Origin of the sequence: Psychroflexus gondwanensis ACAM 44 (assembly GCF_000355905.1) — a bacterium.
GTDB classification, from domain to species: Bacteria; Bacteroidota; Bacteroidia; order Flavobacteriales; family Flavobacteriaceae; genus Psychroflexus; species Psychroflexus gondwanensis.
Genome location: NZ_APLF01000017.1, coordinates 37,830 through 61,904, shown reverse-complemented (window position 1 = coordinate 61,904; position 24,075 = coordinate 37,830). Strand labels below are relative to the sequence as shown.

General features: G+C 36.1%; 22 protein-coding genes and 1 pseudogene. 13 read left to right on the top strand and 10 right to left on the bottom strand.

Annotated elements, in window-relative coordinates; all coding sequences use genetic code 11:
• The first annotated feature begins 349 nt into the window (after window positions 1–349).
• A complete protein-coding gene (locus PGOND44_RS12940; protein WP_003443430.1) occupies window positions 350–814 on the top strand; it encodes a hypothetical protein in 465 nt (154 codons plus the stop codon).
• 158 nt (window positions 815–972) lie between these two features.
• The gene (locus PGOND44_RS15045) at window positions 973–1,764 is read left to right on the top strand and encodes a DUF6090 family protein (RefSeq protein ID WP_003443428.1); all 792 of its coding nucleotides are present in this window, start codon (window positions 973–975) and stop codon (window positions 1,762–1,764) included.
• Between the two features lie 172 nt (window positions 1,765–1,936).
• Here PGOND44_RS15045 and PGOND44_RS15595 read toward each other — a convergent pair.
• A pseudogene (locus tag PGOND44_RS15595) lies at window positions 1,937–2,038 on the bottom strand (IS110 family transposase); the annotation flags it as partial.
• A 157-nt stretch (window positions 2,039–2,195) separates the two neighbouring features.
• Between PGOND44_RS15595 and PGOND44_RS12930 the strand changes: the two are divergent.
• Window positions 2,196–3,176 (top strand): YihY/virulence factor BrkB family protein, encoded by a 981-nt coding sequence (locus PGOND44_RS12930; RefSeq protein ID WP_003443424.1) that lies wholly within the window; start codon window positions 2,196–2,198, stop codon window positions 3,174–3,176.
• 795 nt (window positions 3,177–3,971) lie between these two features.
• Here the strand turns inward: PGOND44_RS12930 and PGOND44_RS12925 are convergent.
• Window positions 3,972–4,307: a YegP family protein gene (locus PGOND44_RS12925; RefSeq protein WP_003443423.1), complete on the bottom strand. Its 336-nt coding sequence runs from the start codon at window positions 4,305–4,307 to the stop codon at window positions 3,972–3,974.
• A gap of 663 nt (window positions 4,308–4,970) precedes the next feature.
• Here PGOND44_RS12925 and PGOND44_RS16090 point away from each other — a divergent pair.
• From PGOND44_RS16090 to PGOND44_RS12900, 6 genes are all read left to right on the top strand, one after another.
• Window positions 4,971–5,207, top strand: a complete 237-nt coding sequence (locus PGOND44_RS16090) for an integrase core domain-containing protein (protein ID WP_081606533.1) — start codon at window positions 4,971–4,973, stop codon at window positions 5,205–5,207.
• Between the two features lie 304 nt (window positions 5,208–5,511).
• The gene (locus PGOND44_RS12915; RefSeq protein WP_003443421.1) at window positions 5,512–5,715 is read left to right on the top strand and encodes a hypothetical protein; all 204 of its coding nucleotides are present in this window, start codon (window positions 5,512–5,514) and stop codon (window positions 5,713–5,715) included.
• 117 nt (window positions 5,716–5,832) lie between these two features.
• Window positions 5,833–6,156 carry a hypothetical protein gene (locus PGOND44_RS15590; protein ID WP_003443420.1) on the top strand — a complete coding sequence of 108 codons (324 nt, stop codon included), beginning with the start codon at window positions 5,833–5,835 and terminating at the stop codon, window positions 6,154–6,156.
• Between the two features lie 182 nt (window positions 6,157–6,338).
• Window positions 6,339–7,256, top strand: coding sequence for a WD40 repeat domain-containing protein (locus PGOND44_RS12910; RefSeq protein ID WP_003443419.1), 918 nt, complete (start codon window positions 6,339–6,341; stop codon window positions 7,254–7,256).
• A gap of 567 nt (window positions 7,257–7,823) precedes the next feature.
• Entirely contained in the window at window positions 7,824–7,985 is a 162-nt protein-coding gene (locus PGOND44_RS15925; RefSeq protein ID WP_236611999.1) for a type II toxin-antitoxin system RelE/ParE family toxin, read from the top strand.
• Complete coding sequence (locus tag PGOND44_RS12900; RefSeq protein ID WP_003443416.1) at window positions 7,982–8,269, top strand: helix-turn-helix domain-containing protein; 288 nt, start codon at window positions 7,982–7,984, stop codon at window positions 8,267–8,269. Before PGOND44_RS15925 ends, PGOND44_RS12900 begins: the two co-directional genes overlap by 4 nt.
• Window positions 8,270–8,422: 153 nt before the next feature.
• Here PGOND44_RS12900 and PGOND44_RS12895 read toward each other — a convergent pair whose 3' ends face one another.
• Window positions 8,423–9,208 (bottom strand): amidohydrolase, encoded by a 786-nt coding sequence (locus PGOND44_RS12895; RefSeq protein ID WP_003443414.1) that lies wholly within the window; start codon window positions 9,206–9,208, stop codon window positions 8,423–8,425.
• Window positions 9,209–9,210: 2 nt separating this feature from the next.
• Window positions 9,211–10,080, bottom strand: a complete 870-nt coding sequence (locus PGOND44_RS12890; protein ID WP_003443413.1) for a ChaN family lipoprotein — start codon at window positions 10,078–10,080, stop codon at window positions 9,211–9,213.
• Window positions 10,081–10,175: 95 nt separating this feature from the next.
• Here PGOND44_RS12890 and PGOND44_RS12885 point away from each other — a divergent pair, with 95 nt between their 5' ends.
• Both PGOND44_RS12885 and tnpA read left to right on the top strand, forming a co-directional pair.
• Entirely contained in the window at window positions 10,176–12,527 is a 2,352-nt protein-coding gene (locus tag PGOND44_RS12885; RefSeq protein ID WP_003443412.1) for a S9 family peptidase, read from the top strand.
• A 1,157-nt stretch (window positions 12,528–13,684) separates the two neighbouring features.
• Window positions 13,685–14,146, top strand: coding sequence for an IS200/IS605 family transposase (tnpA, locus tag PGOND44_RS12880; RefSeq protein WP_003443410.1), 462 nt, complete (start codon window positions 13,685–13,687; stop codon window positions 14,144–14,146).
• Window positions 14,147–15,078: 932 nt separating this feature from the next.
• Here the strand turns inward: tnpA and PGOND44_RS12875 are convergent.
• From PGOND44_RS12875 to PGOND44_RS12865, 3 genes are read right to left on the bottom strand one after another with little or no spacing between them, the layout of a single operon-like run.
• Window positions 15,079–17,133 (bottom strand): M13 family metallopeptidase, encoded by a 2,055-nt coding sequence (locus PGOND44_RS12875; RefSeq protein WP_040556158.1) that lies wholly within the window; start codon window positions 17,131–17,133, stop codon window positions 15,079–15,081.
• 60 nt (window positions 17,134–17,193) lie between these two features.
• A complete protein-coding gene (locus PGOND44_RS12870) occupies window positions 17,194–17,679 on the bottom strand; it encodes a nuclear transport factor 2 family protein (protein WP_003443406.1) in 486 nt (161 codons plus the stop codon).
• A 12-nt stretch (window positions 17,680–17,691) separates the two neighbouring features.
• Entirely contained in the window at window positions 17,692–18,225 is a 534-nt protein-coding gene (locus tag PGOND44_RS12865; RefSeq protein ID WP_003443397.1) for a hypothetical protein, read from the bottom strand.
• A gap of 114 nt (window positions 18,226–18,339) precedes the next feature.
• On the opposite strand from PGOND44_RS12865, the gene PGOND44_RS12860 reads away from it, so the two are divergent.
• Window positions 18,340–19,296: an NAD-dependent epimerase/dehydratase family protein gene (locus tag PGOND44_RS12860; RefSeq protein WP_003443395.1), complete on the top strand. Its 957-nt coding sequence runs from the start codon at window positions 18,340–18,342 to the stop codon at window positions 19,294–19,296.
• A gap of 197 nt (window positions 19,297–19,493) precedes the next feature.
• The gene (locus tag PGOND44_RS12855; RefSeq protein ID WP_003443392.1) at window positions 19,494–20,414 is read left to right on the top strand and encodes a WYL domain-containing protein; all 921 of its coding nucleotides are present in this window, start codon (window positions 19,494–19,496) and stop codon (window positions 20,412–20,414) included.
• Window positions 20,415–20,515: 101 nt separating this feature from the next.
• Here the strand turns inward: PGOND44_RS12855 and PGOND44_RS12850 are convergent, their stop codons facing one another.
• The 3 genes from PGOND44_RS12850 to PGOND44_RS12840 are packed head-to-tail and all read right to left on the bottom strand — an operon-like array spanning window position 20,516 to window position 23,950.
• Window positions 20,516–21,262, bottom strand: coding sequence for a succinate dehydrogenase/fumarate reductase iron-sulfur subunit (locus tag PGOND44_RS12850; RefSeq protein ID WP_003443389.1), 747 nt, complete (start codon window positions 21,260–21,262; stop codon window positions 20,516–20,518).
• Between the two features lie 7 nt (window positions 21,263–21,269).
• On the bottom strand, window positions 21,270–23,273 hold the full coding sequence (locus tag PGOND44_RS12845; protein WP_003443387.1) for a fumarate reductase/succinate dehydrogenase flavoprotein subunit: 2,004 nt from the start codon (window positions 23,271–23,273) through the stop codon (window positions 21,270–21,272).
• An 11-nt stretch (window positions 23,274–23,284) separates the two neighbouring features.
• Window positions 23,285–23,950, bottom strand: coding sequence for a succinate dehydrogenase cytochrome b subunit (locus PGOND44_RS12840; RefSeq protein WP_003443384.1), 666 nt, complete (start codon window positions 23,948–23,950; stop codon window positions 23,285–23,287).
• Between the last annotated feature and the right edge of the window lie 125 nt (window positions 23,951–24,075).

Here is a 24,075-nt window from a genome sequence, read left to right as displayed (position 1 = left end):
ACTTCGGCAAGCTCAGTGCAACGCTTAAAATCGAGGTCTAAAAGCCTCATAATTCCGATCGCTATCGGGAGTTCGAAATCTGTGTAGAAAAGAGAGGGGGTTTTCAATGTTGACGAGATCATAGTCTCTGCGTGTATATTAACCTTATTCCTCTCTTATGTTCTTTCTGATTTGTATCTAAATTTAATGAATTGTAAACTTAAGCGGTGTATAATTAATTGCTTGGTCACTGCCGACTTACGAACATTCCTGCGGAATATTCTATCTGTGATTTATTTACTAAATTAGTTGCTTAAACACGAAACTAACCATACACAAGACCGTTGTGCAATATTAAAAAAAACCAGATATGAAAAATGTAAAATTACTCCTGATCTTTTTAATTGTCGGACTTTCATCAAACGCCCAGGACAATCAAAAAAGGATTTACATTAAGGACAACCAAAGTATGGTTCTAATCTTGAATAATGAAATAATCGGTAGTGTCGATTTGCTAAAATCTATACCTTCCAACCAAATTCAAGAACTGAATATTCATCGGGAAGAGAAATTAAGCTCCAAAGAAAACCTTTTTTATAATAACGATAAAGGAGGAATAATGGTTGCCAAAACAAAATTTGATATTGAAACCAAGGTTCAAAAAGATTTGAATGAATTTTTCGGACTAAATGCTGATACAGATTTGTATGTGAACGGATTCTTACTTGAAAATAAGAATTACAAAATAGCCTCAAACAGTATTGCAAAAATTGAAATTATAGAACCAGATAATCTGTTTCTTGACAGGCGTGTGCTCAACATTTCGATAAAATAAACATTGCACAACAGTATATAAAAACAATGCTTAAACCTGTCTCGAATCGAAAGTCCGTGCTCGCTTGCTCAGCGGATTGTCCTACGGACAATAACGCTCGCCCGCTCGCACTGGTTTTATACGAGACGTTGTGCTTCATTATCAGAAACTGATAACCAATGATAAAATTCTTTAGAAAAATACGTTACGACCTTATGGAGAAGAATAAAACTGGAAAGTATTTGAAATATGCGATTGGTGAAGTTGTTCTGGTCGTTATTGGAATTTTAATTGCGCTCTCAATTAATAACTGGAATGAATCAAGAATAGATCGAATATCAGAACAAGCAATTTTGAGACAATTAAAATCAGAATTTAATAGCAATCTCAAGCAATTGGATGAAAAAATTGGAATTAGAAGCTATATAATTAATTCTGCTATTCAATTATTAGCCAATATAGATAATCCGAGCATCAGAAATATTGATAGTATTGAAATGCATTTGGCAAAAACAATTCCATATACAACCTTCGACCCTATTCTAAACGATTTAGCAACTTCAGGAAATTTAAGATTGATTAAAAATGACAGTTTAAGGGCTTTGCTCTCCGTATGGACTAGTGAAATTGTGCAAGTCACCGAAGGGGAACAAACTTGGGCTAAATACAGAAATGAAATCTACATTCCATTTTTGATTAAAAATTATCAAGTAAGATCACTTCGAAATAAGGCAATGAAAACTAATCTGTTATATACATTTTTGATTAATCAAGAAAACAGGGAGTCAGAAATAAAAGATATAGGAAATTCAAAACACTTTTCTGATTTTAATACTCTTCTTGATAACCCAGATTATGAAGATCATCTCGTAAGATGTATTACAACAAACAGAAATACACAGCAACAGGCTTTTATTCTAAGAGATAGAATTGTAGAAATATTAGATATTTTAAATAAAGAAATAAAATAAAAAGAAGTGCATTAATCTTAAATATTCTATCTACAGAATAAAAATAACGAAAGCTAACAAAGAACTGAGGTAAAAAACAACTCTTTTCTACTTTAATTTGAAACACTAGTAGTCTAGGCTCATGGATCCATATAACTGATTCTTTGAGCTTTTTTAATTGATTTTTTGCTATTTATTTAGGCAACACAGAAACGTAACTTTCATCATAAGGTGTACCAGATTTCGCGATAGCAAAACATTGCTTGAGTAGCTTGTTGGCTACGGCAATTAAGGCATTTTAGATGCCGCCGTAAATGCTGCGGAGCATCACAGGTAGACAATCATCAAACATTTAATACGATATCTCGTTTTTCAAGTATGTCCTGCTGAAGTAGATTTAATTTTATATATCTTTAAAGCATTATCTTTTAATCTTAGCAAATAATATTGTTATGGGCACTACTTCAACAGGCGACAGAGGTCACAAGGCCGAAAAACCGTCACAAATACCAAAGAAAGGCTGGAAAGATATTGCTTTAAGAGTAAAAGACCGGCTGACAAAGGACCATGTATCCATCGTTTCAGCAGGAATTGCATTTTATTTTTTCCTTGCAATTTTTCCCGCTCTTGCAGCTGCTTTATCCATATATGGACTGATAATGGAGCCGGCGGAGGTAGAGCAGCAGATTGGACAGCTTGCAAATGTACTTCCTGAGCAGGCACACCAAATGATTAGCAATATTTTAGAAAAGCAATCTGAAAAGTCAGAATCATCCCTAGGCTGGAGTTTAGTTTTGAGTATACTAATCAGTCTCTGGAGTGCCAATAAAGGTACCAAGGCAGTTTTTCAAGGAGTAAATATTACATATGATGAAATAGATGAACGTGGTTTTTTTAAATTAACTGCCCTTACCCTTCTGTTTACCATAGGCGGCATTATTATCGGTCTTATTGCTATTGCAATGGTTGTGGCTTTTCCCGCAATTATCGATAAGATCGGTTTACCCTCAACATTAGAAACAATTATTCAATTGTTGCGATGGCCCATACTGGCACTGATAGTCATTTTTGCGTTGGCTGGGGTTTATAAAGTTGCACCCTGTCGTAAAAGTCCGGAATTTAAATGGACCAGCTGGGGAGCTATTATAGCTACAGTATTATGGCTTGCAGGATCGCTGTTTTTTAGCCTTTATGTAAATAACTTTGGCAGCTTCGATGAAACCTATGGCAGTTTTGCGGCAGTAATTATCCTTATGCTGTGGTTCTTTCTTACGGGATTTATTATCCTACTCGGTGCGGAAATCAATTCTGAAATGGAACACCAAACGAGCCGGGATACCACAACCGGTGAAGATAAACCCATGGGGCAGAGTGGCGGCTATCATGCCGATCATGTGGCCGGAAAAGATAAAGGGAATAATGAAAGTAGGTAGATATAAAAAATATAAGCCGCTAGACCAGTCCTAACCTGCTGCTTACAACAACTTTTAAGCTAAAGAACCCTAATCTATAATTATAAAAAAAATTATTACAGTGATACAAACGTTGTGGCGCATTAAGCAATGGATGATATCAGAAAACTAGACAATAAATATTTAAATGCTTGTTTTCCAAACAGACGGGTTGACGAAATAATGGGTATTGACCTAGTTTTAATTGATAGTGACACACCTGGACTAATGAACAAATATATTCATCTCGTGAGCAACTCACTGGTAATTAAATAATAGTATTAAATCAATGTTATTCTGGTTTAAAGAAAATTGTAAAAGATTGAGCTGGTGCAGACAGACAATGTTTCGAACGACTTCAGAATAGTTCAGTATTAATAATTGAAAAGAATAACACTGAACATATTTAATTTTAAATGTAGCGAACTAAAAATAACGCGCCATAACATTAACTATAAAGACATAGGGTGGGTAATGGTATTGGTTAGGTCAGTTCTTCTATCTACTTTTACGACGGGAGATAATTATTCACTTCGAACGCCCTACGTTTTATAGCCCAATCATTGGGTATGGTAAAGGGACATCCTTTACACTTTTAAGATTCATAAATTACTTAAAGATGTGAGTTTCACAAATAGGATGTTCAAATTTACTGAATTTAAAATAGTTGCTCCAGCAATTATGCACGGACAAGTCCAACCTGAATTTTGTTCAATACAGACTTATCACTTTCCAATGCTTCTTTTCCTTGAAAATTTTAGTAGCCAAAAACATACCCTAATTACTAGTCAAATCAATAACTTCAGCTTTGTGCGCATTCTTGTTTACTGAATCAATTCCTTGGTCTCTACTTTGTTTTGATGTGTACATTTGACTTGTGCCAATAATTTGACTATTCGCTGAGGACAGGTTAAAATATAAACGACCATCTGAAGCTGTTTCTTGTTTAAACATTTTCTTATCAACACTATTGGTTTTAACAGACTCAATTCCGTTTTGGCAAGCCTCTTTTGTGATATAATCCTGGCTTGTCATAATAATTAAGCCATTTGATGCTTTTAGATTAAACATAAAACTTGCGTCTTCTCTTTTTGTAATTTCAAATTTTTCCATGATTCTTTCGGTTTTTTGTGATTTAAAATAATGCGCACCTTTTATTTCAATGTTCAATTGCCTTTTCGTTAATTACAAATTCCAAGACTAACTGGCTAACTCTCTTTTACAGCATACTGTTAATCGCTTTTGCCTATATTTACTAATAGAAATAAAATATCATCTGCGCATTAATATATGAAAGGTAAGCACCCTTGTTTATAAAAAAATTACACAATTTGAGATAAGAGTTATATCATTCACATATTCAGACAAGTATATATTCGTCTCTTGACTTCGACACTTCCAAACCACACATTTCGCAACCATCTAAAATACAATGAGATACGAATCTTAAAACATCTATTTAGGTGACGCAAACAAATGTAAGTGTATTTCTGTGTGTTAATATTCAAAAAGAAAAATCGGTCAGGAACAACTAGTGAAGGGGTTGTTGATAAAAGCAGAGGGGGTTTTAGGGAACTGCATACTATTGCCCACTCTAAAAGCCGATTTTTGTTTACAGCAAAACGACATTATAAAGAGAACTTTCTTTCTTTTAAGCAAGAGTTTACAAAGGTTTTTAGAAAGTATGGCATCCCAAAAAAAATACATACCGAAGACGGAAGTCCCTTTAAATTTGTAGCTGCCATCTAGAGATATACTAGGCTATCCTATTGGTTTATAGAATTTGAGAATAGATCCAGTTTAATCCGACCCAGCACGGCCAGATCAGAACGGACGACACGAGCGTATGCACCGCGATTTAAAGGCAGCTTGTGCCAAAAGCCTCCATTCGATTTAAAAGCCCAACAACGCAGCTTAAAGCGCTTTGTAAAAGAGTATAACTACATTAGACCTCATGAATCTTTAGGAATGAAAACACCCGCAGATTGCCATGATTTTTCCAATAAACCATGAAAGTGATGAAGGTATGCCAAAATGAAGCCATGCGTTGGAAGTCATATTATTAGGGATATTTAACTGTTGGTCTTAAGGGAAAATACATTGGTGCTGATGATCAAGGAAATGGAATATGGAGAGTATTTTATAGAGACGTATTTTTAGGTTACTTTAATGAAAATAAAATAAGAGACAAACATGTATCAATTAGGCTAAGTCAAAATCTAGTGTAAAGCATGTCCCTTTAACTTTGTAAACTATTTGCCTTAACGAACATTAAAAGCTTGTTGCAGAACATACGGACTAAACCAATTTTACAATTATGAATCTAACTGAGTTTTTAGAGAAATTTGTTTGTGATAAATTAATTGAGAATAATCGCTATTCGTCCTTTTCCATCGCTCTAGAGGATGCTAGGAAAATAACAGGAAGAGACGTTGCAACTGGTGAATTAAAACACAACATCCTCACAAATAGAAATAATGGTTATTTAGAACCTTATTCGTTCATTGGTATCACCAACTAGTTACTGCTACTAGAAATAATTGGCAAAGTATTTGAACCAAATTTATCTTCGAGTGGTAAAAAAGGAATTCGCGGTGCCCTGCAGAACTTCTCGGATATAGATGAGAAAGACCAATATGTGATAGAAGCTCTACGTAATGCTCTTGTACATAGTTATTCACTTGTCAATATACCATCAAACCAAGATCACAACGAGAATTCTCGACATATATTCACACTCAGTGCATTTGAAGACACACCATTAATCCGATATCCAGATATTTCATGGGATGGTAATTTCAATAACAAAACCCAAAATAGAAGTACAACTGTACAAACCAATAGGCTATTTGATGAAATTGAGCTCATAGTTCAGAATGTAAGAGCCGGTGTTCGTGATGGTTCAATTAAAAGCAGAATTAAACTACCCGAGCTAAAAGCACGCTACACAATTCGTAGGTAATGCTTTTGGTAACATAACCTACACCTACACAACATGCGGGTATATTTCGAGAGATCACTTACCTGTTAACAATACTATTCTTAACTTCGAAAAAACAACTTTGCAGCCCCACAGGTCGCTTAGATTCAAAACGTTGGCAGTAATAAGAGCCAGCATACCTAAATTAAAAAACTTCTGCATAAATGAAAATTGAGATAAAGAAAATAGCGACATTAACTGGACATAAAAGCCCCGTATACGCTTTAGATACAGGAACCGATGAACATCTTATTTTCTCTGGTAGTAGTGATAAGATAATTGCTCAATGGAATTTAAAAACATTTCAAGATGAAAAATTTATAGCTGGTTTTCCTACCGCTTTATATTCTATTTGTCACATTCCCCAAAAAAAAATAATAGTGGCAGGAACCTCAAATGGCAATGTTTATATATTAGATTTAGAAAAGAAAAAAGAAATAAAAATTTTAAAAAACCATACTTCTCAAGTTTTTAATATTAAGTATTCTAAAGAAACCAATTGCATTTATACCGCTGGTGGAGAAGGCAATTTAGCGATTTATTCGCTTGATACTTTGGACCTAATCAAGCTAAAAAAAGTAACTGATGAAAAAGTACGAAACATTGATTTTAATTATAAGACTTCTGAAATAGCTGTTGCTTCAGGCGATTGCAACATTCGTATTTTTGACCTAAAAACAGTGCAGGAAAAAAAGGCCTTTGTTGGACATCAGCTTTCGTCAAATGTTGTGCGCTTCAGTCCTGATGGAAAATTCCTTTTAACGGGGGGTAGAGATGGTGATTTGAACATCTGGCAAGTTGGAAATTATGAACTATTAAAATCAATTCCTGCGCATCCTTGGGCGATTTACGATATTGTATATAGTCCAGATTCTAACTTATTTGCTACGGCTAGTCGCGATAAAACTTTAAAAATTTGGGATTCGAAAACATTTCAACAATTAGAAATAATTAATAAAGATAAATATAATGGACACCAATTTTCTGTGAATAAATTAATTTGGAGTACCTACAATAATTATTTGATTTCTGCAGGGGATGATAAAGCTATCATGATATGGGAAATAAATCTAAATAAGTGAAAACTGAGAACTATTTAGTGACCTAATTTATTGGAAGTTTACTCGTGAAACTATCAAAACAAAATATGGTCATAATTGGAAAATATGGGGAGCGAGAACTTTTTATTGGCAAGATGCCATATATATTTGTACGGGCATTACATTTCTAATATTGGTTCTCTTGAAATGGACAGACGTTATTATTTTTTAGAAGTCTAAAAAATAATAACAAAAGAGAATACCTTTTGCCAGTAACTAAGTATTCGTAGGGTAGGCACACCTTAAACCCACGATGATTTAAGGTAGAGTGAATCGATTGCTAACTATATCAAACATTAAGGCTCTCTCAAAAGTTTACAATTAAAGAAACTTTATTACATTTGCATCATATCTTATTCTACACCAAAAATGATAAAGCGATTTGAGACAATATTACTTGAAGAAGCTTTCGAATTTATTGAGAAGCAAAATTTTAAAGCTAGAAAGAAAATATTTCAGAATATAAGAAGAGTTGAACAACAATCTGACCCAAATTTTTTTAAAAAATTGACAGACCATATTTGGGAATTTTGAAAATTATATTCTGGAATTCAATACCGTCTTTTAGCATTTTGGGACAAAGAAGATAAACCTAAAACATTAGTTTTAGCAACTCACGGAATTGTTAAGAAAACCAGCAAAGTGGATAAGAAAGAAATCGATAAAGCGGATAAGATTAGAAAAAGATATTTTAAAAATAAAAAGAAATGAAAAATTATACTTTAGACCAATCTGAAGACCTTTTAATTGGAAAAAAGGGAACTCAAGAAAGAGAAGAATATGAATTTGAGTTAAAACTTGAATTGATTGGAGATATGATTAAAACTGCTCGGAAGAAAAGAAATCTTACTCAAGAGCAATTGGGGGAATTGGTGGGTGTAAAAAAATCACAAATTTCAAGACTTGAAAACAGCACGGGAAACGTGACATTCGAAACTGTGATGCGAATTTTCAATGCTCTAGGAGCGAAACTGAGCTTAAACCTTCAGATGTAAAAGAAATTTTTCTAATAACTAAACTTTCTTATCGTCGGTAAAGTACGAAAGCCTTATAGTTTGCCGATGATCCTATGATGATGAGTTAATTTGAGAGATGGGTTTAAAGGGAAAGGAGAGGAGTTACAGCACTTTCGCGAATTTGAAAACTGTTTATTGTTCAGTAGTGATCTCAAAGCGATCTTTATCCTTTAAAAAGCCTAGTTTTTCTCGAGTCGTTTCAAGGTCAGATTTTTTTAAAATGACGGTTTCAATAACCTCCTCTTCTGGAAGGTGTGAGCTTAAGGGTTCTCCCAATACATTATAGGCCGCAGAATGACCTACGTAAGGAAAATTATTTCCATCGGTTCCAATTATATTAACGCCAATACAATAACTCATGTTTTCGATAGCACGGGCTTTTAGTAAAGTATCCCACGCGGAGATTCGCTTTGCTGGCCAATTGGCAACATAGATCAAGACCTCATAATCATCTTTATTCCTAGCCCAGACCGGAAAACGCAAATCGTAGCAAACCATCAAACAAATGTTCCAACCTTTGTAATGCACAACACACCTTTCGTTTCCAGGGGTATACGTCTCCTGTTCTTTTGCTAAAGTAAATAAGTGTTTTTTATCGTATTTTGAAACTTTTCCGCCAGGCTCTACAAAGAACATCCTGTTGAAATACTTTCCATTTTCTTTTACCATGGCACTGCCTGTCAGCGCTGCTTGGTGTTTTTTGGATTGAGCTTTCATCCATTCCAAAACAATCTGCACGTCTTCTGCGTTGGCTTCAGCATTCATAGAAAAGCCCGTATTAAACATTTCGGGTAAAATAATCACCTCGGTATCCTTTGGGCAAGCGGCTATTTTTTCTTCAAAAACGGCTCTGTTTGCATTGGGATGTTCCCAAATTAGTTCGGTTTGTAGGTAAGAGATCTTAAGGGTATCGTTCATTTTTAATACGTTTTGGTCATGTTTTCGTCTACAACAATAATAAAATTCGCTACACCTTTGTGTTCTTCCTTCAACTGATGCACGTTTTTTTGTTCAACCGTCGTGAGTGTTAAGATGTTGAGGTTTTCTCTATAGGTTTTAAGATACCAGTAAATACCTTCAAAAGAATTGGAATGGTAGCTCCCGTTAAGGTGAACAAAGACTTGATTTGGTTTTAAGTTTTCTAATATAAAATGAGCCATAGTGGCGTCTTTTATGGCTTGGGCTTTTACAAGATCTTCGCCTCCATGTCCTCCCATCATGTCTAGCATATTTTGGTATGAACTTAAATTGATATCAAAAGGAATAGGCAATGGCGCTACCCACTTCAACTCGTTTTTGGGGAGGCTATCTAAAGCTGAAAAGCCACCATTTTTGTATACACGAGTAGCATAAGGTCTTGGAATATTGGTCGCGATATAGGGGATAGAATCTCGTTTTGCTAGCTCTACCAATGGCTTATAATCTGTGGAATAATTGCTCCAAACTCTAGCCTCTTTTTTAAACTTAGGTTCTGTAAGGCTGTCTTTTAAATACAAGTTAAGGACAGATTGTGTGTCGGTTTCAAACATTTCGGCACCAATGGCAAGGTTGGTTTTTGAGGTTTTTAAATCGGAGACAACTTCAAATTGTAACCAATGCGAAATAGGATTGTTATGAAACTCTCCAAACAGCACCACATTGGTTTTGCTTAAACTGTCCAGCATAGTATCATAAGAGATTTTTTCTCCTTTTTGGGTATACAGGGAAAAGGCTCTTTTCTCTTGAGATTGAGTCAAATTAAAAACAAGCAGCAAGAGGAGCGTTAAACTTAATTGGAGTTTTGAAGTCATAAGAATATAATCTAGGTTTAAAATTAATAAGAATTCCCCTTAAAGCTTTACTAGAAAAGCTTTTATATTTGATTGATTCTCAAAAAACAAATTCTATGAACTTTTCACTGCGCATTTTTATCTTCATTTTTCTAGCAAGCTGGGTGGGCAAAGCCCAATCTGATCTGACTGTCAACCAAATCATGCAAGATCCACAATGGTTTGGGACGTTTCCCTCTAATATAGAATGGAACGAGGAGTCGGACATTATTTATTTCGACTATAATCCAGAACAACAGGTTTCAGACTCGTTGTATCAAATAAGGTTGAAAAACAAATCGAACATCGAGAAAGTTAGCCTTGCAGATCGCAAGTCAAAAATTCCTGTCTACGGGGATTATAATGATAAACAGACTCAAAAGCTTTTCGTGAAATATGGAGATTTATACCTCTACGATAAGAAAAAAAAATCGGCCCAGCTCATCTTGGATCTTGGAGAACCCATCCAAAGTCCAAAGTTTATAACGACGTCAAAGTATGCCTTTATCTTAGGAAACAACCTCTTTATTTATGATGCTGATCTAGGGCAAATTCAGCAAAAAACCAACATAGAGTCTGGAAGTTCTAACGACAAAACCTCCGAAAAATCTGAAAAAAATCAATGGCTAGAAGATGAAAATTTAAGTCTTCTTGAAGAAGTGCGGACTCAAAAAGAAAAGTCCGAACTCAGAGATAAAAACAGAGAGTTATTTCAAGATGAAAAATTCGCCTTTTATTTAGATAAAAAATTCGCCTTTAATTTCAACATTAGTGAAACAGGTCAGTTTTTAGCGTTTCAAACTTACGAACCTTCAGAATCAGAATCTTCAGGAGTTCCAAATTATGTAGACGCTTCCGGCTATACAAAACCCTTGGATGCGAGAAGCAAAGTTGGCGACCAGACTCAACAAAGAGACTTGTGGCTTTATCATATTGAAAAAGATACGGTTTTTAAAATAGATGTTTCTTCACTACCAGGCATCACAGATTTACCTAGTTATACCAAGGATTATCCAGATCGAGAATGGGAAAACAAGGAACGTGGAGTGAGCTTTTCTGATGTAAAATTTTCTTCTACAGATCAACAGGCGGTTTTGTCTATAAGAGCTCAAGACAATAAAGACCGTTGGATTAGCCTTTTGAATTTGGACACTGGAGCCTTGGAAACTTTAGATAGACAACATGATGAAGCTTGGATTGCAGGTCCAGGAATTGGGAGTTATTACGGTGGTGGAACATTGGGTTGGTTAGGCGATAATACTCATGTGTATTACCAGTCTGAAGCGACAGGATACTCACATTTATATGTTCATGATGTTAAGAAGAACAAACAAACCCAACTAACAGATGGCGAGTATGAAATCTTTAACCCCCAATTGTCTTTAGATCAAAACTCATGGTTTTTTACGTCTTCTGAAGTGCATCCAGGAGAGCGTCATTTTTATAAAATGCCGGTCATGGGAGGTGAAAAAATTCAACTGACGTCTATGGAAGGTAAGCACCAAGTGAGCTTATCTCCAGATGAAAAGTATATGGCGGTCTTGTTTTCGGATTTCAATTCTCCAGAGGAACTTTATCTCAAGCGCACTAAAGTGAATTCTTCTTTAGAACAACTCACTTCTGGACAGTCTGACGCCTTTAAAAGCTACGATTGGAGAACTCCAGAGTTGATTCAGTTTACCGCTGAAGATGGGGCCAAGCCTTATGCTAGACTTTATACCCCAGACGAAGATGTCGATAAGAAAGCGGCGGTAATTTTTGTTCACGGCGCAGGTTATCTTCAAAATGCTCACAAATGGTGGTCGAGTTATTTTAGAGAGTATATGTTTAATAACCTTTTGACCGATCTTGGATACACGGTTTTGGATATAGATTATAGGGGAAGTGCAGGATACGGGAGAGATTGGAGAACAGGAATTTATAGACATATGGGAGGAAAAGATTTATCTGACCAAGTTGATGGGGCTAAGTATTTAGTAGAGAATTACAACATAGACCCTGAGAAAATTGGGATGTATGGAGGAAGCTATGGAGGCTTTATTACCCTGATGGCTTTATTTAATGAACCAGACACTTTTGCCGCTGGAGCAGCGCTAAGATCTGTAACGGACTGGGCTCACTATAACCATGGGTATACATCCAACATTCTGAATGAGCCCCACCTAGATCCAGAAGCTTACCGAAAGTCGTCACCTATTTACTTTGCTGAAGGTCTTGAAGGACATCTGTTGATCGCTCATGGTGTTGTAGATACCAACGTTCATTTTCAAGATGTGGTAAGGCTGTCACAACGCCTTATAGAATTAAAGAAAGAAAATTGGGAAATGGCAGTCTACCCAGTTGAAGGTCATGGCTTTACTCAGCCTAGCAGTTGGACAGATGAATACCGTAGAATATTAAAACTTTTTGAAAGCACAATTGGGAAGTGATTTTTGAATGGCGTTTTGCGATCTATAATTACACAAATCATAGGGAGTACCTAAAGGCACGCTTTTTTTTTCGTTCATTTTTTTTGACTGAGAATTAGTCCTTAACGGGACATGTTGATTAAGTGAGTTGTGGGGGTTAAAAACGGGCTTAGCGTTACCTTGTAAAAGAGAAAAACAACAACCTCAATTGTCCCGTCAGGGACTAAACATGGGTAACACGAAGCATCATCCTAACACCAGATTGTGCCGTCAGGTACAACATAAAAACCAGCAGCTAGTCATAAGGAAGTCGAAAAGAAATCCCCAAACCATAGGGCATACCTAACGGCACGCTATTTTTTCGATTACTTTTTTTACCGAGAGCTAGTCCCTAACGGGACATGTTGATTAAGTGAGTTGAGAGGTTTAAAATTGGGCTTAGCTTTACCTTGTAAAAGAGAACAACACTCCTATTTGTCCCGTTAAAGACTAAACATGGGTAACACAAAGCATCATCATATCACCAGATTGTGGCGTCAGGTACAATATAAAACCAGAAGCTACTGATAGAGAAGTCGAAAGACAACAACCAAATCATAGGGCGTACCTAACGGCACGCTTTTAAAAACAATCCCCAAACCATAGGGCGTACCTAACGGCACGCTGTTTTTTTCGTTTACCTTTTTTTTACCGAGAGCTAGTCCCTGACGGGACATATTGATAAAGTGATTTGAGGGGTTCAAAATTGAGCTTTGTGTTACCTTGTAAAAGAAGAACAACAACCTCAATTGTCCCGTTAGGGACTAAACATAGGTAACACGAAGCATCATCCTAACACCAGATTGTGCCGTCAGGTACAACATAAAAACCAGGAGCTAGTCATAGTGACGTCGAACCCACAAACCATAGGGCGTACCTAAAGGCACGCTATTTTTTCCGTTTACTTTTTTTTACCGAGATATAGTCCCTAACGGGACAAAGATCAAAACCCATAGCGTTTTAAAAAGAAGAACAACAACCTCAATTGTCCCGTTAGGGACTAAACATAGGTAGCACTTTAAAAATACCGCCCATAAATATTTATCATTGTATTTAAAATAAAAATCATAATTTTATTAGTAATCTTAAAATTTATGTAATTCTGCCCTATTATACCTGAAGATAAATTCTACATAATCATGGCAAACACCTACACACAGATTCACATACAAACCGTATTCGCTGTTCAGAATAGAAAGAACATGATTAATGACAAATGGAAAGTTGATTTGTATAAATACATCTCTGCTATTATTCAAAATAATGGACATAAAGTATTACAAATAAATGTGGTGCAAGATCATATCCATTGCTTATTTGGAATGAGACCTACTCAATCTTTATCTGACTTGATGAAACAGGTTAAGCAAGATTCATCCAAATGGATTAATCATAACAACCTGACAAAAGGTACATTCTCTTGGCAGAAAGGATATGGGGGTTTTTCATATTCGAAATCTCAATTACCAAGGCTGATTAAATACATTCAAAACCAGGAGGAACATCACAAGAAAAAAAGTTTTAAAGAAGAGTATCTTACTCTCTTAAAGACTCATGAAGTGGATTATGATGAACGTTATATTTTTGAATTTTTCGAATAATTTGTTGTAAAAACATTTTTCGTTAGAACAATCCCCAAAACCATAGGGCGTACCTAACGGCACGCTGTTTTTTTCGTTCACCTTTTTTTACCGAGAGCTAGTCCCTAACGGGACAAATATCAAAACCCATAGAGTTTTAAAAAGAACAACATTCCTATTTGTCCCGTTAGGGACTAAACATAGGTAACACGAAGCATCATCATAACATCAGCTTGTGCCGTCAAGGACAACATAAAAATTAGGAGCTAGTCATATGGAAGTCAAAAAACAACACCCCAAAACCATAGGGCGTACCTAACGGCACGCTGTTTTTTTCGTTTACCTTTTTTTTACCGAGATCTACTCCCTAGCGGGACAAAATCAAAATCTATAGTGTGTTTTTTAAAAAAAACAAACACTTCAATTGTCCCGTTAGGGACTAAACATAGATAACACAAAGCATAATCCTATCAACAGATTGTGGCGTCAGGGGCTACATAAAAACCAGCGGCTAGTCATAAGGAAGTCGAAAAGCAATACCCAAACCATTGGGCGTACCTAACGGCACGCTTTTTTTTTCGTTTATCTTTTTTTACCGAGATCTAGTCTCTCACGGGACAAGGATTAAGATTTATAGTGTTTTTTTAAAAAAAAAGAACAACCTCAATTGTCCCGTCAGGGACTAAACATAGGTAGCACAAAGCATCGTCATATCACCAGATTGTGCCGTCAGGTACAACATGAAAACCAGCAGCTAGTCATAAGGAAGTCGAAAGACAACAACCAAATCATAGGGCGTACCTAACGGCACGCTAAAAACAACACTAACGGGACAATTTCTCAATAGTTACGATGACAGGCCAACTGGCTTAAATAAATAAAGCGGTTACAAATGAATTTGCAACCGCTTTGTTATGAATTGAATTAGCTTAAAAGCTAAATTTATGATCGACTTACCAAATTCTCACTCTATCTTCTGGAGCGATATATAAGCCGTCTCCTTCTTTCAAGTCAAAGGCTTCATAGAAGGCATCTACGTTCTGTAGTGGAACATACGCTCTATATTGTCCTGGAGAATGAGGGTCTGTTTTGATTTGTGTTCTCAAAGCTTCTTCTCTTACTTTGGTTCTCCAAACGGTTGCCCAAGACATAAAGAAGCGTTGCTCTGGAGTAAATCCATTGATTTTTCCGGGCTTTTCTTCATTCTCATAATGCAACATTAGGCCATCATAAGCGCCTAAAATACCACCTAGATCCCCGATATTTTCTCCTAGTGTGAATTTACCATTGATGTAAACGCTGTCAAGAACCTCTACACTGCTGTATAAGTCCGCTAGTTTATTTCCTCGTTCAGTGAATTGCTCAAGATCTTCATCGGTCCACCAGTTGTTTAGGTTTCCGTCAGAATCAAATCTAGCCCCACTATCATCGAAAGCGTGAGAAATTTCGTGACCAATCACAGCACCTATTCCTCCATAATTGACAGCAGCATCTGCTTCATAATCATAGAAAGGAGGTTGTAAGATAGCAGCAGGAAAAACGATTTCATTATAAAGTGGGTTGAAATATGCATTCACCGTTTGAGGAGACATTCCCCATTCTGTTTTATCCACAGGCTCCCCAATTTTACTCAAATTATCCAAATAATTCCAGTAAGATACCGCTTGCATGTTTTCGTAGAAGGTATTTTCAGGAACCACTTTAAGATCGCTGTAATCCTCAAACTCATCTGGATATCCAATTTTAACAGTGAATTTGTTAAGCTTTTCAATGGCTTGTGTTTTGGTTTCCGCAGTCATCCACTCCAAATCATTAATTCTGTTTTTGAAAGCTGTAATGACATTTGCCACCATTTTTTCAGCTTTTTCTTTAGCTTCTGGCGGGAATTTTTGATCCACATAAAGCTTACCTACAGCTTCACCAATACTTCCATTTACAACAGAAAGAGCTCTTTCGTCTAGTGGGCGTTGAGCTTTAGCACCGCTTAAGGTTTTGCTATAAAACTCCCAGCTAGTCGTTGCGATATCGGTGCTTAATTGGTTTGAAGCACTGTTGATGGTAGACCACCTCATCATGGTTCTTAAATCTTCGAGAGAAGTATCGGCCATCAATTCGTCTAAAGCGGCCATGTATTTAGGTTCCATTACCAAAACTGTATCTGGCAACGTTTCAATACCTAAATCGGTCATATACGTTTTCAAATCAATATTTTTAGCAACTTCTCCAAGATCGCTTACAGCATATCTATTATTGAAATTTCTAAAATCTCTTCTAGCAACTTTATCCAATCTAGGTTCTGCTAGCTTAGTTTCTAGAGCTAAAATAGTTTCAGCTTTAAATTTAGCTTCGTCTTGAGATTCTCCAAAATAGGTCAACATGCTTACGATATGCTCTTTGTATTTTTCTCTAATCTCTTTTGAATTGTCATCATCCTCAAGATAATAGTCTCGGTCTGGAAGACCTAAACTTCCAGTTCCTACGTAAGCAACATTCACGTCGCTATCATCTGGGTCTGAATAAGCAGAAACTCCAAAAAACGGAGAAGACACAGAAGTCGGTTGTTCTGCCAGAAGTTTTTGAATATCCTTCTTGTCCTTAATTTCAGAAATCAAATCAAGCTTCCTAGTGATCGGGCTTATCCCAGCGCCGTTTCTAGAAACGGTATCCATGATAGAGTTAAACACTTGAATGGCTTTTCCTTGATCGGAATTTGCATCGTACTTTCCTGAGCTTTCAGCTTCTTTAAGAATCTCTAAAACATCGGTGTCCGTAGATTTTCTCAAGATTTGAAAACCACCCCAAGATGTTCTATCATCTGGAATCTCTGCAGTTTTCATCCAACCTCCGTTGACGTAGCTATAAAAGTCGTCTTGAGGGTTCACTGCTGTGTCCATGTATTTCATGGTAATCCCTTTCTCTTCGTTATCGGCTTCTTTGTTAGAATCCTGACACGAAAAAAGTAAAGCTGATGCACTGAATGACATCAACAGTATTTTCACTTTATTCATAATGGTTTATTTAATTTGTTGGCTAAAAATACGTCTTTTTATAATTTCTCTCAAAATTTCTTAATCGATTGTTTTTAAGTAAGCTTTATCCAATTCCTCTTTAAGCTTTACGACCTTATCCACATCTGGATTTGGTATAGCGATAGACAAGACATAGTGTGCTATTTTCCAAGTCTTATCTTTCTGCTTCATTAAAACACCAGACCCTCTACAGACGCCCATGTGTTTTGAATCTAAGGTTTCATCGAACCAAGCCATTTGTTGATTGGGGCTTAGGTAAATAGTTCGATGTACAGGTGTAAATGTCCAAGCTTTACCAGCGTCAAAATAGGGTTTCGCAAAAGCTTTAAATGCTTTATAATTCCAAACTTCAGAAGCATCAGACCCTACAAATACCGCATCTTCTGTCATTAAATTGAAATAGGTTTCAAAATTAGCCGTTTCTGCTGCTTTGTGCCATTGGTTGATCGTCTGTTCAATAACCTTCTTTTGTGCTACAGATGATAAGCTTAGACAGGCGAATAGAAAAGTGAATAGTAGTTTCATGACCAATTGCTTTTAAGGAGTGTCTTTTTCTCCAGGATTATCTTGGATGATAAAAACTTCATTTAATTGAATATTGAGATTTCTAAAATCGAACTTTAGCTTTGCACTTAATTCTTTTATTTCTGAAACGACAGGTTCAATTCTAGTTGAGTTTTCTCTTAGTAATTCTGAATGTGTTTTTAAGGTGACTACTCTCGCTAGGATGGCATTGGTCTTAAAAATTTCGGGTATAGTTTCAGATAAAGAATCTGTTACTGAGCGAATAGTCATAGAATTATCAATGACATCTTGAATGCTATAGGTTTCCAGACGTTCAATCTCAGAGTTGAGTGCCACATACATCATCCAATCATCGGTTACTTTTCTAGAGCGTGGAGATAATTTAATAAGCTTAATGCTGTCTAACTCTATTTTCTTACCCAGATCTTGACTGATGTTAGCTTTATCTTCGCTAGTATCTTCTTTGTCCTTTTTGTCTGAACAGGATAAAGTGGAAACTATAAAAAAGATAATCCCAATTATTTTAAGTCTAAACCTCATGTACATGATAAAATGTTTTCAATATCAAATTTAGAGGTTGATAGGCTAAGTTTTTCATAATTACGGATATTTTATTTCTAAATGCTTTTCAAAGCTTAAATTTGCAGAAAAATATTATTTATGTCATCAAAAATACTGATAGTTGGTGCTTGTGGCCAGATAGGTTCAGAATTAACTCTTGCCCTTAGAGATATTCACGGTAATGATATGGTTATTGCTAGTGATATAAAGCGCCCAACATCACCAGAGCTAAACTCAGGTCCATTTGAAATCTTGGATGCTACCAGTTATTCAGATTTTGAAAATGTCGTAAAAACTCATCAGATAGATAAAGTGTATATGATGGCAGCGATGTTGAGTGGTACTGCTGAAAAATTTCCAGACAAAGGATGGGACCTCAACATGACTTCCTTATTTAATGTGTTGAACCTTGCTAAAAATAAGTTGATTTCAAAAGTGTTTTGGCCTTCAAGTATTGCTGTGTTTGGCCCTACAACTCCAAAAAATGACACCCCTCAACGCACAATTATGGAACCGACTACGGTTTACGGTATCAGTAAGCAAGCTGGAGAACGTTGGTGTGCGTATTACAACAAACGCTACGGAGTAGATGTAAGAAGTATTAGGTATCCTGGACTTATAAGCTATAAAACGCCCCCAGGAGGAGGAACGACAGATTATGCAATAGAAATTTTCCACGAGGCCTTGAAAAACTCTAAATACACTTCTTTTTTATCGAAAGACACAGCGCTTCCCATGATGTATATGGATGATGCTATTAAGGCTACAATTTCCATTATGGATGCTCCCGGCCAAGACATCAAGGTAAGATCGTCCTATAACCTTTCTGGAGTGAGCTTTACCCCAGATGATTTATCCAAGTTGGTTAAGCAGCAGATCGAGAATTTTGAAATTGACTACGAGCCTGATTTCCGTCAAGATATTGCCGATTCATGGCCAAGTAGTATAGACGATTCTGAAGCTAGAAAAGATTGGAATTGGAAACATAATTTTGACTTGAACATGATTGTTAAAGAAATGCTAGAAGGTGTAAAATCACTTGAGCATGTTAACTAACGTAATGGCATAATATAATAGGAAATGGATCTTAAACATCAATTCCTATAAAAAGTAAAACACCTGCTATTCAGCAGGTGTTTTTATTTACCGAGAATAGGATGAAGTTTTCAGCAAATAATATTTTTTGTTCAAATTTATATTTAATTGTTATTTTTTATACATTTATTTCCTAAAACGACATCAAACGTCTCATCATGAGTGATTATTTAAAACGCCTATCTATACTCGTTTTTATATTAAAGTCAAATGCTTATACCTCTGAAGACTTACTTAAGCTTCTGAATGAAAAAAATTTCACTGTATCTCAAAGACAATTACAAAGAGATTTGAAATCTATAGAGCAAGCTATCTTAACTGATCAAGACCAATTAAAAAGTTATTTTTTAGACTCCAAAAAATATTTTTACATCAGGACACTGTCCAAGCCTTCTCATGACTTTTTAGGTTTTAATTCTTCTCACACCTCACACACTCGGTTTTATCATCAAGATTTGAATTTTTCGAAAATTGAGTTGTTAGAATCTATTGAAACCGCAATTCATCAAAGGAGAAGTCTAGAAGTAGGATTTATTCAAGATGATGAAACTGGAGACAATTTATTTTTAGACACTACGCAGTTATTTGTTTGTCCTGTTCAGATCATTTATCACAGATCCTCATACTATGTCGCTTGTTTCAATATAAAAACAGAAAAACCGGAGGTGTTTGGAATTCGACAGTTGACTCACGTTAACCTTGGTCGATCATCCTCGGATTTTGAAACCCAAAAACAGGTTGTAGATATTGAACTTGATAAACGATTCGGTGTTACTAAAAACATTGACGACAAGTGTTACGATATAGAAATTGAATTTACCTCCGCACTCGGTCGTTTTATAGAAGACCACCATTGGCATCCTTCACAAAAGGTCAGAAAAGTGAATGGTAATTATCAATTGACCATGTATTGTGGGATTAATAGGGAACTTATGGGCTGGCTATTTCAATGGATGTACAACGCTAAAGTTATTAATCCCCCTCTTCTCAAGACACTCTATCAAAAAGCACTTAAGGAGTGTGAGTCTACTGCTAAAGGTAAAATTCCCTTCATGTATAGGAACATATTCTTTAATTAAGAAAGTAAGCTTTTATAGCTATCCATTACAAACCAAAAAGCAGGAATTTTTCAAATTCCTGCTTTTTTAGCTTAATGAGTATAACTTATTTTAAATCGAAATTATCCAGAGAAACTAGCTCCTAGATACTCTCTATTCATTCTAGCGATATTCTCAAGAGAAATCCCTTTAGGACATTCTATTTCGCAGGCTCCTGTGTTGGTACAGTTACCAAATCCTTCTTTATCCATCTGGTCTACCATGCTGAGTACACGTTCGTGAGCTTCTACTTCCCCTTGAGGTAATAAAGCAAACTGAGAGACTTTTGCTGCAGTAAATAACATTGCACTCGCGTTTTTACAAGCCGCTACACATGCTCCACAACCAATACAGGTCGCCGCATAAAACGAATCGTCTGCATTATCTTTTTCTATAGGAATACTGTTGGCATCTTGAGTATTACCAGACGTGTTAACCGATATGTAACCGCCGGCATGTTGAATTCTATCAAAAGCAGATCTATCTATAACTAAATCTTTAATGACAGGAAATGCGGTAGCTCTAAACGGCTCTATAACAATGTCATCTCCATCCTTAAATTTTCTCATGTGGAGTTGACAGGTAGTAACACGTCTATCCGGTCCATGAGGTTCTCCATTAATTTGGAGTGAACACGATCCACAGATTCCCTCTCTACAGTCATGGTCAAATTCGATAGGATCCACCCCTTCCTCTACTAGAGTATTATTTAAAACATCTAGCATTTCTAGGAAAGACATATCTCCATCGATACCATCTACAGTATACTTTTGGAATCCTCCTTTATCTTGGGCATCTTCTTGACGCCATATTTTCAAATTAAGCTTCATAATTCAATTATTTATAGCTTCTTGTTTTTAATTCAATATTTTCAAAAATCAATTCTTCTTTGTGAAGTTTTGCATCTCTAGGGTTACCAACATATTCCCATGCTGAAACAAATCGATAATTTTCATCATCTCTTAAAGCCTCACCATCTTCAGTTTGGTATTCTTCTCTAAAATGACCACCACAAGATTCATTTCTTTCTAAAGCATCTTTAGCGAAAAGTTCTCCGAGTTCAAGGAAATCTGCAACTCGCCCTGCTTTCTCTAATTCAGCATTTTTAGTTCCTTGTTTACCTGTTACTCTTACATTGGCCCAGAAGTCATCCCTTAGTTCTTTAATTTCTTCTAAGGCTTCTTTAAGGTCTTTTACGTTACGAGACATCCCACATTTGTCCCACATGATTTTTCCTAATTTCTTGTGGTAATAGTCTACAGGATTCTTGCCTTTGGCATCAAAAAGTTTTTGAACTCTTTCCTTTACCTCTTTTTCTGCTTTCTCAAACTCTTCAGTGTCTGTAGAAATGCGACCAGTTCTAATATCATCTGCTAAGTAATCACCAATGGTATATGGCAAAACAAAATAGCCATCTGCTAGACCTTGCATAAGGGCAGAAGCTCCTAGTCTGTTTGCTCCGTGATCAGAGAAATTAGCTTCTCCAGTAGCATAACATCCAGGAATAGTTGTCATTAAGTTGTAATCTACCCAAAGACCACCCATGGTATAGTGAACCGCAGGGAAAATCATCATAGGAGTTTTGTACGGGTTTTGATCTGTAATTTTCTCATACATCTCAAATAGGTTACCATACTTAGACTCAACAACTTCTTCGCCCAATTTTATAATTTCTTCTTCACCTGGATTTTTGTGTCCAGATGTAAAGGCTTTTTCTTTACCATAACGTTCAATAGCTGCTTTAAAGTCCAAATAAACTGCTTGGCCGGTTCTGTTCACGCCATAACCTTCATCGCAACGTTCTTTTGCGGCTCTAGAAGCAACATCACGTGGAACAAGGTTTCCAAAAGCTGGATATCTTCTTTCTAAATAATAATCTCTATCTTCTTCACTTAGTTCCGTTGGCTTTAACTTGCCTTCTCGAATAGCTTCAGCGTCTTTTATATGTTTAGGAACCCAAATACGTCCATCGTTTCTCAACGACTCAGACATCAAGGTTAATTTTGACTGTAAATCTCCTGAAACAGGAATACAGGTAGGGTGAATTTGTGTAAAGCATGGATTTGCAAAAAAAGCTCCTTTCTTGTGAGCTCTCCAAGCGGCCATCACATTACTACCCATAGCATTGGTTGATAAATAGAACACATTTCCATAACCACCAGAAGCTAAGACCACGGCATGTGCAGAATGTCTTTCAATTTCTCCAGTTACCAAATCTCTTGCGATAATTCCTCTTGCTTTTCCATCCACTAGGACCAAATCCATCATTTCGTGTCTATTGAAAGATTGAATTTTACCTCTGTTGATTTGTCTATTCATTGCTGAATAAGCTCCAAGTAAAAGCTGTTGACCTGTTTGACCTTTGGCGTAAAAGGTTCTTGAAACTAATACACCTCCAAAGGATCTGTTATCTAACAAACCACCATATTCTCTTGCGAAAGGAACACCTTGAGCCACACATTGGTCAATGATGTTACTAGATACTTCGGCGAGTCTGTAGACATTACCTTCTCGAGATCTATAGTCGCCACCTTTTACAGTGTCGTAAAATAGTCTGTAGTCAGAATCTCCATCACCTTGGTAATTTTTTGAAGCGTTAATTCCACCTTGAGCTGCAATAGAGTGCGCTCGTCTTGGTGAATCTTGAAAACAAAATGTTTTCACGTTATATCCAAGTTCTGCTAATGTTGCTGCAGAACTCCCTCCAGCTAAACCAGTTCCAACAACTATAATGTCAATATTACGTTTATTGGCAGGATTAACCAGATTGATTTCGTTTTTATGTTTGGTCCATTTTTTCTCAATGGGTCCTTCTGGTACTTTTGAATCTAAAACTGTCATAATCCTTTCGCTTATAAGTTATTAAAGTAGTGAAATATCGCAATAAAAACGAATCCCATTGGGATAACAATTGCAAAAGCTTTTGTAAAGACTTTCAGCGCTTTTGAATACATGTTGTTGAAACCAATAGATTGGAATGAAGAGGCGAAGCCATGAAGTAAATGAAGCATTAAAAACACAAATGATAATGCATACAAGCCAGTTCGAATTGGATCTCCAGTAAATTTAGCTACGGTCTCCTCGTAGTAACGTGTTGGATCATCGGGATGGCTCTCAACGTACTTATGAACCAGTTCTGGGATCCAGAAATCGTAGAAGTGTAAGCCTAAAAATAGCAATACTACACTTCCAGAGATAATCATGTTTCTAGACATCCATGAAGAATTAGAAGCCCCGTTAAATTTAGCATAACTCACAGACCTTGCTTTTCTATTTCTAATATCTAGGACAAATCCCATGATAAAGTGAAAGACAACTCCAAAAATTAAAATAGGTTGTAAAATCGCCTGAACCACAAAATTAGTCCCCATAAAGTGGGAGATCTCATTAAAAGTGGACGGGCTTACTACCGATGTAAAGTTTATTGTGAAATGTTGAGCTAAAAAAAGGACTAAAAAGAGTCCTGATAGAGCCATAGCAAATTTCCTCGCTATTGATGTTTTGCTTATTCCAGCCATTAGTCTTAATTTGATTTTAGCACAAAAATACACCACCTAAACCTCTCAAGCAAATAAAGCCAGTTGTTTAGCCATAATTTAGAATAATTTTAAAGCCTATTGAATCAATTTCACGAAAACCTTTG